This is a genomic window from Clostridioides sp. LIBA-7602 (assembly GCF_056688945.1).
In genome coordinates this window covers 119,936-134,816 of the sequence record NZ_CP196991.1, presented here as the reverse complement: position 1 = coordinate 134,816, position 14,881 = coordinate 119,936, and the positions used below count along the sequence as shown (strand labels likewise).

Sequence of the window (14,881 nt, the reverse complement as noted above, 5' to 3'; positions counted from 1 at the left end):
TTTTAAATGGCGGAGAAGGAGGGATTCGAACCCTCGCACCGGTTACCCAGCCTAATCCCTTAGCAGGGGATCCTCTTGAGCCACTTGAGTACTTCTCCAAATTAATTCCTATTTATTTACTTGGCGGAGAGGGTGGGATTCGAACCCACGGCCCCTTTCGAAGTCACTGGTTTTCAAGACCAGCTCCTTAAACCACTCGGACACCTCTCCATTGGTGATCTATCCGCGACTCGAACGCGGGACACCCTGATTAAAAGTCAGGTGCTCTACCGACTGAGCTAATAGACCATATTTTTATTTGGCTGGGGATGCAGGACTCGAACCTACGCATACATGAGTCAAAGTCATGTGCCTTACCGACTTGGCTAATCCCCAATATATATGTGGTGAGCGCACAGGGATTCGAACCCCGGACACACGCCTTAGAAGGGCGTTGCTCTATCCAGCTGAGCTATGCACCCACGCTTTCTTTGGAGCGGGTGAAGGGGATCGAACCCTCACAGCTGGCTTGGAAGGCCAGAACTCTACCATTGAGCTACACCCGCATATTTAATTGATAATTGGTGGAGGATGGTGGATTCGAACCACCGAAGTCGATGACAACAGATTTACAGTCTGCCCCCTTTGGCCGCTCGGGAAATCCTCCGTATTAATTTTACATGGAGCTGGTGATAGGAATCGAACCTACAACCTGCTGATTACAAGTCAGCTGCTCTACCGTTGAGCCACACCAGCATTTTTTTGTTTTGGCGACCTGGAAGGGGTTCGAACCCTCGACCTCCAGCGTGACAGGCTGGCATTCTAACCAACTGAACTACCAGGCCGCAAATGGTGGGACCAACAGGGCTCGAACCTGTGACCCCCTGCTTGTAAGGCAGGTGCTCTCCCAGCTGAGCTATGATCCCACAAATGGTGACTCGTAGGGGAATTGAACCCCTGTTACCGCCGTGAAAGGGCGGTGTCTTAACCTCTTGACCAACGAGCCATATTGGCTCCAAGGGTGGGGCTCGAACCCACAGCCTACCGGTTAACAGCCGGTTGCTCCACCGTTGAGCTACCTTGGAATATCCAACGTGGCTATGTCCTACTCTCCCAGGCAGTTTCCCACCAAGTACCATCAGCGCTAGAGAACTTAACTTCTGTGTTCGGAATGGGAACAGGTGTATCTTCTCTGCTATTATAACCACATTTTTTTCTTGTTGCTAGGACAAGTATAATATTAACATTTTTTGTTATTTTTGTCAATACTTTTTTTAAACTTTTTTAGAGCTAACACTCTAAAAACTACACATATATTTTATTGAATGGACATCAAATAATTTGGTCAAGTCCTCGACCTATTAGTATCGATAAGCTAAATACATTGCTGCACTTACACCTTCGACCTATCAACCAGATAGTCTTTCTGGGGTCTTACCCTTGCGGTGGGAAATCTTATCTTGAAGTTGGCTTCGCGCTTAGATGCTTTCAGCGCTTATCCATTCCGTACATAGCTACCCAGCCATGCCCTTGGCAGAACAACTGGTACACCAGAGGTACGTCCATCCCGGTCCTCTCGTACTAAGGACAGGTCTTCTCAAATTTCCTACGCCTGCGACGGATAGGGACCGAACTGTCTCACGACGTTCTGAACCCAGCTCGCGTACCACTTTAATGGGCGAACAGCCCAACCCTTGGGACCTACTACAGCCCCAGGATGTGATGAGCCGACATCGAGGTGCCAAACCTCCCCGTCGATGTGGACTCTTGGGGGAGATAAGCCTGTTATCCCCAGGGTAGCTTTTATCCGTTGAGCGATGGCCCTTCCACGCAGAACCACCGGATCACTAAGTCCGATTTTCATCCTTGCTCGACCTGTATGTCTTGCAATCAAGCTCTCTTTTGCCTTTACACTCTACGTACGATTTCCGACCGTACTGAGAGAACCTTTGAGCGCCTCCGTTACCTTTTGGGAGGCGACCGCCCCAGTCAAACTGCCCACCTGACAGTGTCCCAAGACCAGATTCATGGCCTATGGTTAGAGTCCCAGTACTACAAGGGTGGTATCCCAAGGATGGCTCCGCCAAAACTGGCGTCCTGGTTTCAAAGCCTCCCACCTATCCTGTACATGTAGTACCAAGACCCAATGTCAAGCTACAGTAAAGCTCCATGGGGTCTTTCCGTCCTGTCGCAGGTATCCGGCATCTTCACCGGAATTACAATTTCACCGAGTCTGTTGTTGAGACAGTGCCCAAATCGTTACGCCTTTCGTGCGGGTCGGAACTTACCCGACAAGGAATTTCGCTACCTTAGGACCGTTATAGTTACGGCCGCCGTTTACTGGGGCTTAAGTTCACTGCTTCGATTGCTCTAACAGATCCCCTTAACCTTCCAGCACCGGGCAGGCGTCAGCTCCTATACATCGTCTTGCGACTTAGCAGAAACCTATGTTTTTGGTAAACAGTCGCTTGGGCCTATTCTCTGCGGCCACCGGATGGTGGCACCCCTTATCCCTAAGTTACGGGGTCATTTTGCCGAGTTCCTTAACAACAGTTCTCTCGCGGGCCTTAGGATACTCTCCTCACCCACCTGTGTCGGTTTGCGGTACGGGTACCTTTAACCTCGATAGAGACTTTTCTTGACAGTGTGAAATCAGCTACTTCGCTACTAAATTTCGCTCCCCATCACATCCCAGCATTATCAAAGCGGATTTACCTACTCTGACTGCCTCAATGCTTGGGCACACATAACCAACAGTGTGCTTAGCTTATCCTACTGTGTCATCCCATCTCTCAAACGGTTATCGGTAGTACAGGAATATCAACCTGTTGTCCATCACCTACGCCTTTCGGCCTCAGCTTAGGTCCCGACTAACCCAGGGCGGACGAACCTTCCCCTGGAAACCTTGGGTTTACGGCCTGTGGGATTCTCACCCACATCTCGCTACTCATGCCAACATTCTCACTCCCATACTGTCCACATGTCCTTACGGTCATGCTTCAACCCGTATGGGAAGCTCCCCTACCCATCATAATGATGCCGTAGCTTCGGTAGTAAGTTTTAGCCCCGGAAATCTTCGGCGCATGATCACTCGACCAGTGAGCTATTACGCACTCTTTGAATGAGTGGCTGCTTCTAAGCCAACATCCTGGTTGTCTGTGCAATCCCACATCCTTTACCACTTAACTTACATTTAGGGACCTTAGCTGACGATCTGGGCTGTTGCCCTTTCGACTATGAATCTTATCACCCACAGTCTGACTCCCAAGTATAAGATGACGGCATTCGGAGTTTGATAGTCTTCGGTAGGTGCAATACCCCCTAGGACATTCAGTGCTCTACCTCCGTATCTCTCACCTTGAGGCTAGCCCTAAAGCTATTTCGGGGAGAACCAGCTATCTCCGGGCTCGATTGGAATTTCACCGCTACCCACAAGTCATCCCCGAGCTTTTCAACGCTCGTGGGTTCGGACCTCCACGAAATTTTACTTTCGCTTCATCCTGCTCATGGGTAGGTCGCCCGGTTTCGGGTCTACGTCAAGTAACTGAACGCTCAGTTAAAACTCGCTTTCGCTACGGCTCCACACCTTAAGTGCTTAACCTTGCTACTTAACGTAACTCGTTGGCCCGTTCTACAAAAAGTACGCGGTCACACAAGAAATGTGCTTCCACAGCTTGTAAGTGCAGGGTTTCAGGTTCTATTTCACTCCCCTCCCGGGGTTCTTTTCACCTTTCCCTCACGGTACTATACGCTATCGGTCACTAGGTAGTATTTAGCCTTGGAGGGTGGTCCCTCCTGCTTCCCACAGGGTTTCACGTGTCCCGTGGTACTCTGGATCATATCTGAAGTCTTCTCGTTTAACATACAGGACTATTACCTTCTGTGGTGGGTCTTTCCAAACCTCTTCAATTACGATACCTCTTCGTTATGATATGTCCGCAACCCCAATAAAGAAAACTTTATTGGTTTGGGCTATTCCGCGTTCGCTCGCCGCTACTTACGGAATCGAATTTCTTTCTCTTCCTTCAGGTACTTAGATGTTTCAGTTCCCTGAGTTCCCCTCATTAAGCTATGTATTCACTTAATGATACTTAGACATTACTCTAAGTGAGTTTCCTCATTCGGAAATCTTCGGATCAAAGTTTACGTGCAACTCCCCGAAGCTTATCGCAGCTTATCACGTCCTTCATCGGCTCCTAGTGCCAAGGCATCCGCCCTGCACCCTTAATAACTTGACCAGTTAAAAAGGTTTGATAGATTAAAGTCTATCAACTTGATAATTTTTAAAAGTTATCAGCTTTATATATTACAAATTAGATGTCATATCACTAAATATATATGCAGTTTTCAAAGTGCTAGCGCACAGCGCCAACGGATAAATCCCGTTGCTTAAAGTGCTAACGCACAAGGCTTGTATAAAAATAAGCTTAAAGTGCAATGTAAGAGTCTACTAGATAAATCAAAGATTTAAGTAATATGCTCTTAAATGGTGGAGATGAGGAGAGTCGAACTCCTGACCCCTTGCTTGCAAGGCAAGTGCTCTCCCAACTGAGCTACACCCCCAAATATGAAGTTCATAAAGAACTTTCAAAATTAAACAGTAGGTAATTCTCCTTAGAAAGGAGGTGATCCAGCCGCACCTTCCGATACGGCTACCTTGTTACGACTTCACCCCAGTTATTGATTCCACCTTCGACGACTTCTTCCAAAAGGTTAGATAATCGGCTTCGGGCGTCTCCAACTCCCGTGGTGTGACGGGCGGTGTGTACAAGACCCGGGAACGCATTCACCGCAGCATTCTGATCTGCGATTACTAGTAACTCCAGCTTCATGTAGGCGAGTTTCAGCCTACAATCCGAACTGAGAGTAGCTTTAAGGGATTAGCTCCACCTTACGGCTTGGCAACCCTCTGTACTACCCATTGTAGCACGTGTGTAGCCCTAAGCATAAGGGGCATGATGATTTGACGTCATCCCCACCTTCCTCCAGGTTATCCCTGGCAGTCTCTCTAGAGTGCCCAACTTAATGATGGCAACTAAAGACAAGGGTTGCGCTCGTTGCGGGACTTAACCCAACATCTCACGACACGAGCTGACGACAACCATGCACCACCTGTCACCAATGTCCCCGAAGGGAACTCTCCGATTAAGGAGATGTCATTGGGATGTCAAGCTTAGGTAAGGTTCTTCGCGTTGCTTCGAATTAAACCACATGCTCCGCTACTTGTGCGGGTCCCCGTCAATTCCTTTGAGTTTCACTCTTGCGAGCGTACTTCCCAGGCGGAGTACTTAATGCGTTAGCTGCGGCACCGAGGGGGGTAACCCCCGACACCTAGTACTCATCGTTTACAGCGTGGACTACCAGGGTATCTAATCCTGTTTGCTCCCCACGCTTTCGTGCCTCAGCGTCAGTTACAGTCCAGAGAGCCGCCTTCGCAACTGGTGTTCCTCCTAATATCTACGCATTTCACCGCTACACTAGGAATTCCACTCTCCTCTCCTGCACTCAAGTCTCCCAGTTTCAAGAGCTTACTACGGTTGAGCCGTAGCCTTTCACTCCTGACTTGAAAGACCGCCTACGCACCCTTTACGCCCAGTAAATCCGGATAACGCTAGCCCCCTACGTATTACCGCGGCTGCTGGCACGTAGTTAGCCGGGGCTTCCTCCTCAAGTACCGTCATTATCTTCCTTGAGGACAGAGTTTTACGACCCGAAGGCCTTCATCACTCACGCGGCGTTGCTGCATCAGGCTTTCGCCCATTGTGCAATATTCCCCACTGCTGCCTCCCGTAGGAGTTTGGACCGTGTCTCAGTTCCAATGTGGCCGATCACCCTCTCAGGTCGGCTACTGATCGTCGCCTTGGTAAGCCGTTACCTTACCAACTAGCTAATCAGACGCGGGTCCATCCTGTACTGGCTCACCTTTGATATTTAAGAGATGCCTCTCAAATATGTTATCCCGTATTAGCATACCTTTCGGTATGTTATCCGTGTGTACAGGGTAGGTTACCCACGCGTTACTCACCCGTCCGCCGCTCTTTACCGAAGTAAATCGCTCAACTTGCATGTGTTAGGCACGCCGCCAGCGTTCATCCTGAGCCAGGATCAAACTCTCAAATAAAAGTTTATCAGGCTCAGATACTATTGTTATCAAAATATCTGGCTTTATGGTTTGTTTCTTGTTTATAAATTAACCTACTGTTTAATTTTCAAAGTTCTTTTGTCGTATTTTCGTGCTCCTTTTGGGCACTCATATATAATACCATCTATATGATTCCAAGTCAACGCTTTTTTAACTTTTATTTTAAATATTTTTTTGACAAGACAAAAATAGCCTATATTAATGCATTTTAACCGCTTTAATACAAGCTATTTACATATTCAGACCCATTTTTATAATACTTTTAACTTAGATATTTTTGTATTCCTATGTATATTGCCCATGCTATCTTCTCTTGATATGTTTCATCAGTCAAAAGTTTACATTCTTTTTCATTTGATAAAAAACCGCACTCTATTAATACTGATGGAATGTTATTTTCTTTTAAAAGATATATATCGTCTCTAGGTTTGACCTCTCTATTGTTTGTCTTATCTACTACTCTTTTAAGTTCCTCTTGAATACACTTTGATAATTCTTTACTATCTTGTTTGTCTTTAGGATAAAAAGTTTGAGCTCCATAGTATTTTGATTGTTCAAAGGCATTGAGATGTATAGAAACAAACATATTAGCATTAGAATTAGATATTATTTCTTTCCTATTTTTCAAATTCTCATTATACTTTTGTCTTGTCGTTTTGTTATTTTCCTCTTTGTAAAGACTACTATCATCTTCTCTAGTCAATATTACAAGACCTCCACTTGATTCTATAAGCTCTCTAAGCTTAAGTGTTATGGCTAAGTTAATATCCTTTTCAGATGTACTCTTATCCTTATTTAACGCCCCTGGGTCAATCCCTCCATGGCCAGCATCTAAAATTATTGTTTTATTTGTTACTGGCATATACTTAATAACATCTTCGGATATATTTTTCACTTCAAATATTGACACTATCACTAGACACACCATAACAAAACTGAAAATTATATGTTTTATGTACTTTCTCACAACATCACCCTGTATATGTATACTTACAAAAACACTATAATATTCCAGATATTAGTACAAACATTTAAATTTTACTTTTCTAATTATCAATTTCCATTTATTGTATTAACTTATTAGTATTGGCATATATAATTTACAATATCATATATTACTAACCCCTTTAATTTAACACTCTTATCTACTATTAGATAATAATTGATTTGGTAAAAGACTATATAAGTTACAATAACATAATCTATGAATTATACTAATTAATATATATTCATAGATTATGCTGTTAAAGAATACAAAAATTTTAATTACAAATTTATAAAATTCTATACTACTTTCATTAACAATACCATTATATAAATAAATTTAATACTTTATCGTTATATTAAATAAATAAAAAAGGATGCTTTCCCTACAGAAAAACATCCTAATAAAACATCTTATTATTTCATTGTATATAAATCTTAATTTAAACCCAACATTTTTAACATACCAATACTTTTCAAATAAAAATATATAAGGTATTTTGCTTTTCCAAAAAAATAAGTAATTATCTTTTTGAGAATTGTGGAGCTCTTCTTGCTGCTTTTAATCCGTATTTCTTTCTTTCCTTCATTCTTGCATCTCTAGTTAAGAAACCTTCTTTCTTTAAAGCAGGTCTTAAATCTAAATCAGCTTTTAATAAAGCTCTAGATATACCATGTCTTATAGCTCCAGCTTGTCCAGTGAATCCTCCACCTTCAACTTTTACTATAACATCATATTTATTTTCATTTCCAGTTAAAACTAATGGTTGTTTAACATCTCTTATTAATGTTTCATAGTTAAAATAATTTTCTAATGCTCTTCCATTTACTAATATATTTCCTTCACCTGCAACTAGTCTTACTCTAGCAACAGAACTTTTTCTTCTTCCAGTTCCATAATATTGAACGTTAGCCATTATAAACTCCTCCTTTCACCTATTAATCTTACTTAAAGTTTAAAACTTCTGGATTTTGAGCTGCATGAGTGTGTTCAGCACCTGCGAATACTCTTAATCTAGTCATCATTCTGCTTCTTAATTTGTTCTTAGGTAACATACCACTTACAGCATGTGCTATAACTTCTTCTGGTTTCTTATCCATCATATCTCTGTAAGATATTTCTTTTAATCCACCTACATAACCAGTATGGTATCTGTAATATTTTTGATCTAATTTCTTACCACTTAAAACTATCTTTCCTGCATTTACTACAACAACAAAATCTCCACCATCAACGTGAGGAGTAAATGTTGGTTTATGTTTACCTCTCAATACTGTCGCTATTTCTGTTGCTAAACGACCTAGTGTTTTACCTTCAGCGTCAACTAAGTACCATTTTCTTTGTACATCAGCTGGCTTAGCTATATAACTTTTCATAACTGTCCCTCCTTAACTATTTCTCATAAAATTTTTTTACCGTTTATGTCAAGTCCGGGGCAAGTGGACTTATTAACACATTCTCATATATTTTAATACATGTAGCCTGGTGTGTCAAGTTAATAATGAACTTTTTTAAGAAATAATCCTTGTGCTGGAGCTGTATGTCCACATTTTGACCTAGTTTTAGATTCTATTATCTCTAAAAATGACTCATTAATTCTACCACGTCCTATATCAATAAGTGTTCCAACAATAATTCTTACCATATTATATAAAAATCCATTACCACTAATTTCTATGACAATCAAGTCGTCTTTTTTATTGATATCAATATCATATATAGTTCTAATTGTATCTTTTACAGATGAACCAGAACTCATAAAACCTTTAAAATCATGTGTTCCTAAAATACTTTTTGACTCTAAACACATTTTGTCAAAATCAAGTTCATATTTTACTTGATACGATATATCACTAAGTATCGGATTTCTAAACTTGCTATTATATATTAGATATTTATATGTTTTACCTTTTGCACTATACCTTGAATGGAAATCTTCGTTAACTTCACATGCTTTTATAATTGATATATCCTTTGGTAGTTTAGCATTTAAAGCCATTGGTATACTTTCTACATTTATGTCTGAATTAATTTTAAAATTTGCAATTTGACCAATAGCATGAACTCCTGAATCAGTTCTACCTGACCCTACAAGTTTGACTTCTTCTCTTGTTATATCATATATAGCCTTTTCTATTGTACCCTGTATTCCTAAAGAATCAGGTTGTTTTTGCCATCCACAATAATTACTGCCATTATATTGGATTGTAATTTTTATATTTCTCATACTTTACCTCGTTTATATCTATGTTTCTATTAAATTGCTATAAATCTAGTAGCTATAATAACTCCTAAATAAACAACTTGGAATACACATGCTATATAGTCTCCCTTTGTTATGACAGACTCTCTCATTTTAGTTCTATTGTGTCCACCTCTATAACACCTAGCTTCCATAGCCATAGCTAATTCATCAGCTCTTCTAAATGCACTCACAAATAATGGCACCAAAAGAGGTACTAAGTTCTTAGCTCTATTTATAAGGTTTTTACTTTCAAAATCTGCTCCTCTAGACATTTGGGCTTTCATTATTTTATCTGTTTCATCCAACAATGTAGGAATAAAACGTAAAGCAATTGTCATCATCATTGCAAGCTCATGTACTGGTAAACCAATTTTTTTAAATGGGTTAAGCAATCTTTCTATACCATCTGTTAATTCTATTGGGGAAGTAGTTAGAGTAAGCAAAGATGTCCCAACCACTAAAAATATAAGTCTTATTGCCATAAAAATTGCTTGTCTTAGACCTTGTTTTGTTATTGCCAAAAATCCAAATGACCAGATTTCATCACCTGGCAAGAAAAAAATATTTATAAGAAATGTAAACAAAATAATCCATTTAAGAGGCTTTACACCCTTAATAATATACTTGACTGGTATATTAGCTAACTTTATCATACCTAATAAACATAATAAAACTACTATATAAGGCCAAAATTTATTTACTACAAATATAGACACCATAAATACAATTGTTGCTACAAGTTTTATCCTTGGATCTAATTTATGAATAGCAGAACTCGTTGGGTAGTATTGCCCTATAGTTATATCTTTTAACATAATCCTCGTCCTCTCACAACTTTTAATATTTCTTGTTTTGCTTCTTCTAAAGTCAATATATCTTCTCTGATGTCAAAACCTTTTTGTCTCAATTTCAATGCAAGCTCTAAAACTTGTGGAATATCTAATCCTATCTCTTTCAATTTACCAGCATTTGATTTAAATACTTCTCTAGGAGTTCCCATAAATTCTATTCTACCATGATTCATAACAATTAAAGTTTTTGCTAACTTTGCCATATCATCCATACTATGTGATGACAGTATTATAGTCATATTGTTTTTTTCATGTAAATCCTTTATTAAATTAAAAATTTCATCTCTTCCACCAGGGTCAAGACCAGCAGTAGGCTCATCCAGTATAAGAACTTCCGGATTCATAGCTATAACTCCAGCAATTGCTACTCTACGCTTTTGACCTCCAGATAATTCAAAAGGAGATTTATCTTTAAACTCCTCATAATCAAGTCCTACAGCTTCCATTGATGCTTTTACCCTGTTATGTATCTCAGACTCCTCTAAGCCCAAATTAGCAGGTCCAAAAGCTATATCTTTATCAATCGTTTCTTCAAACAATTGGTATTCTGGATATTGAAATACAACACCTACTCTTTTTCTAATCTCAGTTAGGTTCAAGTTTTTATCTGTTATATTAAAATCATTTATAAATATTTCTCCTGAGGAAGGCTTTAATAGTCCATTTAAATGTTGTATTAGTGTAGATTTTCCTGAGCCTGTATGACCTATAAGACCAACAAAATCTCTATCTTTAATCTCAAAAGAAACATCATCAAGTGCCTTACTTGCAAAAGGCATGCCTTCGTTATATATATGTGTTAAATTCTTTACTATAATTGACATAATTCCATCACCATCTCATCCACAGTTAATATATCACTACCAATATTCATACCCTCTTCTATTAATAAACTAGATAACTCTGTCATACAAGGTACATCTAAACCGATTTCCTTTAGCATTTTTATTTCACTAAATACTTCTCTAGGAGTTCCCTCTAAGATTTTTTTCCCTTTTTCCATAACTACAACCCTATCTGCCTCTACTGCTTCTTCCATAAAGTGTGTTATATGTATAACAGTTATATTTTCTTCTTTGTTAAGTCTTTTTATTGTTTTCATAACTTCTTTTCTTCCAGATGGGTCTAACATTGCAGTTGCTTCATCAAATATTATACATTTAGGTCTCATAGCAATAATTCCTGCTATTGCAACTCTTTGTTTTTGACCACCTGATAACAAGTGAGGCTGTCTGCCTCTTAAATCATACATACCTACACTCTTTAAAGACTCCTCTACAATACGTCTTATTTCTTTAGGCTCTATACCTAAGTTTTCAGGTCCAAACGCAACATCTTCTTCCACTATTGTAGCCACTATTTGATTATCTGGGTTTTGAAATACCATACCTGCAGTTTGTCTTATATCCCATAATCTTTCTTCCTCTTTGGTGTCCATTCCATCAATAAGAATATTTCCCTCAGTAGGCATAAGAATTGCATTTAAGTTTTTAGATAAAGTAGACTTACCAGAACCATTATGTCCTATTATCGCAACAAATTCTCCTTTTTTAACATCTAGGCTTAAATTATCTATTGCTTTAAGTTTTGCTTCATCTGTAATATACTCAAACGAAATATTATTTACCTTTACTATATTATCCATTAATTCATACTCCTTTTAGTAAGCAATAACTTATAAAAATCATTTTACACATTATTATATCACACCTGAGTCAAAAAAATAAAAAAAAGATTAAGCCATCAAGCCTAATCCTTTCCTTACTATACTAATTCTATAAAAGCCATTTCAGCAGCATCGCCTTTTCTTGGCCCTATTTTTATTATTCTAGTGTATCCACCATTTCTCTCAGCATATTTTGGAGCTAAATCTGTGAATAAGTTATTAACTACTGTTTCATCCATAACATAAGCTAAAACTTGTCTTCTAGCATGAAGATCCCCTCTTTTAGCAAGAGTTATCATCTTTTCAGCCATTCTACGAGTTTCTTTCGCTCTAGTCACTGTAGTTTCTATTCTTCCACTTCTTAGTAAGCAAGTTACTAAGTTTCTTAACATAAGGTTTCTGTGAGCTGTTTCACGTCCTAATTTACGGTACTTAGCCATTCTTATCCCTCCTTTGCTCGCTATTCTTCACTTGGTTTTAATCCTAGTCCAAGTTCCTCTAGTTTTTGTATTACCTCTTCTAATGACTTCTTACCTAGGTTTCTAACCTTCATCATATCGTCCTCAGACTTATTAGCTAATTCTTCAACTGTGTTAATTCCCGCTCTCTTTAAACAGTTATATGATCTAACTGATAAATCTAATTCTTCTATAGTCATCTCAAGAACTTTTTCTTTTTGATCTTCTTCTTTTTCTACCATGATTTCAACACTACTTACATGTTCAGTTAAGTCTATAAATAGATTTAAATGCTCAACTAATACCTTTGCAGCTAATGATATACCCTCTTGAGGATTTATACTACCATTAGTCCAAACTTCTAGTACTAATTTATCATAATCTGTTTTTTGACCAACTCTTGTGTTTTCAACATGATAACTAACTTTCTCAACAGGAGTATATATTGAATCCACAGGTAAAACACCTATTGGAACATTCTCTGTTTTATTTTCTTCAGCAGAAACATATCCTCTACCTTTATCTACAAATATCTCCATATTAAGTTTAGCATTATCATCTAATGTAGCTATTGCTAAATCTTTGCTTAATATTTCAACATCTGGAGGGCAGATTATATCTGCACCTGTGATAGAGCATGGTCCTTGAGCCTCTATTTTAAGTGTTCTACTTCCTTCACCATCTATAGTTGCTGAAAGCTCTTTTAAAGTTAATATTATCTCTGTAACATCTTCTTTAACACCAGGTATTGTAGAGAATTCATGAAGAACTCCATCTATTTTTATAGCATTTACTGCTACACCTGGTAATGATGATAATAATATTCTTCTTAGTGCGTTACCTATAGTTATTCCATATCCTCTTTCTAGAGGTTCTATAACAAACTTACCATATCTATAGTCTTCGCTAAGCTCAACTATATCTACTTTTGGCTTTTCTATTTCTATCATGGACAAAACCCTCCTTAAAATTCAGTAATCCACTGAGGGTAAACAAAATTTTAAAATAATTTTTAAAAGTGTGCTTATTATTTAGAGTAAAGTTCTATGATTAAGTGTTCAGCTATCTCAAGATCTATATCTTCTCTTGTTGGAACACCAACTACTTTTGCTGTCATTCCTTCTACATTAGCTTCTAACCATTTAGGAGCTATTCTTGAGTTAACTTCTACTAAATTTTTGAATTTTGCAGAAGATCTTGATTTCTCTTTAACTTCTATAACATCTCCAACTTTAACTACTAATGAAGGAATGTCTACTTTATTTCCATTTAAAGTGAAATGACCATGAGCTACTAATTGTCTAGCTTCTTTTCTAGAAGATGCTAGTCCCATTCTGTAAACTACATTATCTAATCTTCTCTCTAATAAACTTAATAAGTTTTCCCCTGCTTTACCAGGCATATTTTCAGCACGTTCATATAAGTTTCTAAATTGAGTCTCTAAAACTCCATATATTCTTTTAACTTTTTGTTTTTCTCTTAATTGTAATCCATAGTTAGAAACTTTCTTTCTTCCTTGGCCATGTTGACCTGGAGCATAGTTTCTTTTTACTATAGCACATTTATCTGTATAACATCTATCACCTTTAAGGAATAATTTCATTCCCTCTCTACGGCATTGTCTACATGATGCACCTGTATATCTTGCCATTTATCTACACCTCCTATTTGTACTCTTATTAATTACACTCTTCTTCTCTTTGGTGGTCTGCATCCGTTATGTGGGATTGGAGTAACATCTTTTATCATAGTTACTTCTAGTCCAGTTGCTTGTAAAGCTCTTATTGCAGCTTCTCTTCCTGAACCTGGCCCCTTTACGAATACCTCAACACTTTTTAATCCGTGTTCCATCGCAGCTTTTGCAGCTGTTTCAGCAGCCATTTGAGATGCAAATGGAGTTGATTTTCTTGATCCTTTGAATCCTAATTGTCCAGAACTTGCCCAAGATATAGCATTTCCGTGAACGTCAGTTAAAGTTATTATTGTATTATTGAAAGTTGATTGTATATGAGCATGACCACGTTCTATATTTTTACGTTCTCTTCTTCTAATACGTGTAACTTTCTTTTTTGGTTTAGCCATTTTCCTTTTCCCTCCTTCATCTAAGTATTATTTATTTATTTTTTCTTTTTACGAGATACTGTTTTTCTAGGACCTTTTCTAGTTCTAGCATTAGTCTTAGTTCTTTGTCCTCTTAATGGAAGACCTTTAGCGTGTCTTATTCCTCTATAACATTTTATATCTCTTAATCTCTTTATGTTTAAAGCAATTTCTCTTCTTAAGTCACCTTCAACTAAGAAATCGTCATCTATAACTTTTCTTAAATCATTAACTTGATCTTCTGATAAATCTTTTATTCTAGTATCTGGATTTATCTCAGCCTTAGCTAATATTTCGTTAGCAGTCGCTTTACCTATACCATATATATAAGTTAAGCCTATCTCCGCTCTTTTTTCTCTAGGTAAATCTACCCCAGCTATTCTTGCCATGATCGCACCTCCTACACATAGTTTTTAGTGTTTAAAACTTCGTATCATATACCAATCCTACGCCAG

Annotated in this window: 12 protein-coding genes, 13 tRNA genes and 3 rRNA genes; all 28 read right to left on the bottom strand. The window is 38.4% G+C overall.

All coding sequences use genetic code 11. From position 1 onward, the window contains the following. Positions 1 to 7: 7 nt before the first annotated feature. Positions 8 to 98: transfer RNA gene (locus ACTG45_RS00935), tRNA-Ser, on the bottom strand. A gap of 23 nt (positions 99 to 121) precedes the next feature. After that, positions 122 to 210, bottom strand: a tRNA-Ser gene (locus ACTG45_RS00930). A 2-nt stretch (positions 211 to 212) separates the two neighbouring features. Continuing rightward, positions 213 to 288, bottom strand: a tRNA-Lys gene (locus tag ACTG45_RS00925). Positions 289 to 299: 11 nt separating this feature from the next. Next, positions 300 to 375, bottom strand: a tRNA-Gln gene (locus ACTG45_RS00920). A gap of 9 nt (positions 376 to 384) precedes the next feature. Beyond that, positions 385 to 461 (bottom strand) — tRNA-Arg (locus ACTG45_RS00915). Between the two features lie 10 nt (positions 462 to 471). Further along, a tRNA-Gly gene (locus ACTG45_RS00910) sits at positions 472 to 545 on the bottom strand. Between the two features lie 16 nt (positions 546 to 561). Beyond that, positions 562 to 646 (bottom strand) — tRNA-Tyr (locus ACTG45_RS00905). A gap of 14 nt (positions 647 to 660) precedes the next feature. Next, positions 661 to 735 (bottom strand) — tRNA-Thr (locus tag ACTG45_RS00900). A 12-nt stretch (positions 736 to 747) separates the two neighbouring features. Further along, a tRNA-Asp gene (locus ACTG45_RS00895) sits at positions 748 to 824 on the bottom strand. Between the two features lie 5 nt (positions 825 to 829). Then, a tRNA-Val gene (locus ACTG45_RS00890) sits at positions 830 to 905 on the bottom strand. Positions 906 to 910: 5 nt separating this feature from the next. Then, positions 911 to 985, bottom strand: a tRNA-Glu gene (locus tag ACTG45_RS00885). Between the two features lie 4 nt (positions 986 to 989). Continuing rightward, positions 990 to 1,064 (bottom strand) — tRNA-Asn (locus ACTG45_RS00880). 7 nt (positions 1,065 to 1,071) lie between these two features. Then, positions 1,072 to 1,188, bottom strand: a 5S ribosomal RNA gene (gene rrf / locus ACTG45_RS00875). 132 nt (positions 1,189 to 1,320) lie between these two features. Then, positions 1,321 to 4,217 (bottom strand): 23S ribosomal RNA (locus ACTG45_RS00870). A gap of 249 nt (positions 4,218 to 4,466) precedes the next feature. Beyond that, positions 4,467 to 4,542: transfer RNA gene (locus ACTG45_RS00865), tRNA-Ala, on the bottom strand. Between the two features lie 55 nt (positions 4,543 to 4,597). After that, positions 4,598 to 6,100 (bottom strand): 16S ribosomal RNA (locus ACTG45_RS00860). The 16S, 23S and 5S rRNA genes sit together here with 13 tRNA genes alongside, the layout of an rRNA operon. Positions 6,101 to 6,383: 283 nt before the next feature. Then, the gene (gene cwlD, locus ACTG45_RS00855) at positions 6,384 to 7,088 is read right to left on the bottom strand and encodes an N-acetylmuramoyl-L-alanine amidase CwlD (protein WP_021382515.1); all 705 of its coding nucleotides are present in this window, start codon (positions 7,086 to 7,088) and stop codon (positions 6,384 to 6,386) included. Between the two features lie 541 nt (positions 7,089 to 7,629). Next, positions 7,630 to 8,022, bottom strand: a complete 393-nt coding sequence (gene rpsI, locus ACTG45_RS00850; protein WP_003421105.1) for a 30S ribosomal protein S9 — start codon at positions 8,020 to 8,022, stop codon at positions 7,630 to 7,632. A 28-nt stretch (positions 8,023 to 8,050) separates the two neighbouring features. Further along, a complete protein-coding gene (rplM, locus tag ACTG45_RS00845; protein WP_021382526.1) occupies positions 8,051 to 8,482 on the bottom strand; it encodes a 50S ribosomal protein L13 in 432 nt (143 codons plus the stop codon). 119 nt (positions 8,483 to 8,601) lie between these two features. Then, positions 8,602 to 9,333, bottom strand: coding sequence for a tRNA pseudouridine(38-40) synthase TruA (truA, locus tag ACTG45_RS00840; protein WP_479919654.1), 732 nt, complete (start codon positions 9,331 to 9,333; stop codon positions 8,602 to 8,604). A 29-nt stretch (positions 9,334 to 9,362) separates the two neighbouring features. Beyond that, complete coding sequence (locus tag ACTG45_RS00835) at positions 9,363 to 10,166, bottom strand: energy-coupling factor transporter transmembrane component T family protein (protein WP_479919653.1); 804 nt, start codon at positions 10,164 to 10,166, stop codon at positions 9,363 to 9,365. Then, positions 10,160 to 11,026 carry an energy-coupling factor transporter ATPase gene (locus ACTG45_RS00830; RefSeq protein ID WP_479919652.1) on the bottom strand — a complete coding sequence of 289 codons (867 nt, stop codon included), beginning with the start codon at positions 11,024 to 11,026 and terminating at the stop codon, positions 10,160 to 10,162. The genes ACTG45_RS00835 and ACTG45_RS00830 overlap by 7 nt, the downstream gene beginning before the upstream one ends. Continuing rightward, positions 11,014 to 11,847: an energy-coupling factor transporter ATPase gene (locus tag ACTG45_RS00825; RefSeq protein ID WP_021382523.1), complete on the bottom strand. Its 834-nt coding sequence runs from the start codon at positions 11,845 to 11,847 to the stop codon at positions 11,014 to 11,016. The genes ACTG45_RS00830 and ACTG45_RS00825 overlap by 13 nt, the downstream gene beginning before the upstream one ends. Positions 11,848 to 11,966: 119 nt before the next feature. Continuing rightward, positions 11,967 to 12,308, bottom strand: coding sequence for a 50S ribosomal protein L17 (gene rplQ, locus ACTG45_RS00820; RefSeq protein WP_003421117.1), 342 nt, complete (start codon positions 12,306 to 12,308; stop codon positions 11,967 to 11,969). Positions 12,309 to 12,328: 20 nt separating this feature from the next. Further along, the gene (locus ACTG45_RS00815) at positions 12,329 to 13,276 is read right to left on the bottom strand and encodes a DNA-directed RNA polymerase subunit alpha (protein WP_003427733.1); all 948 of its coding nucleotides are present in this window, start codon (positions 13,274 to 13,276) and stop codon (positions 12,329 to 12,331) included. A gap of 77 nt (positions 13,277 to 13,353) precedes the next feature. Then, entirely contained in the window at positions 13,354 to 13,977 is a 624-nt protein-coding gene (rpsD, locus tag ACTG45_RS00810; protein ID WP_021382518.1) for a 30S ribosomal protein S4, read from the bottom strand. Positions 13,978 to 14,009: 32 nt separating this feature from the next. Next, a complete protein-coding gene (rpsK, locus tag ACTG45_RS00805; RefSeq protein WP_003421122.1) occupies positions 14,010 to 14,408 on the bottom strand; it encodes a 30S ribosomal protein S11 in 399 nt (132 codons plus the stop codon). Positions 14,409 to 14,443: 35 nt separating this feature from the next. Beyond that, a complete protein-coding gene (gene rpsM / locus ACTG45_RS00800; protein ID WP_021382517.1) occupies positions 14,444 to 14,815 on the bottom strand; it encodes a 30S ribosomal protein S13 in 372 nt (123 codons plus the stop codon). Between the last annotated feature and the right edge of the window lie 66 nt (positions 14,816 to 14,881).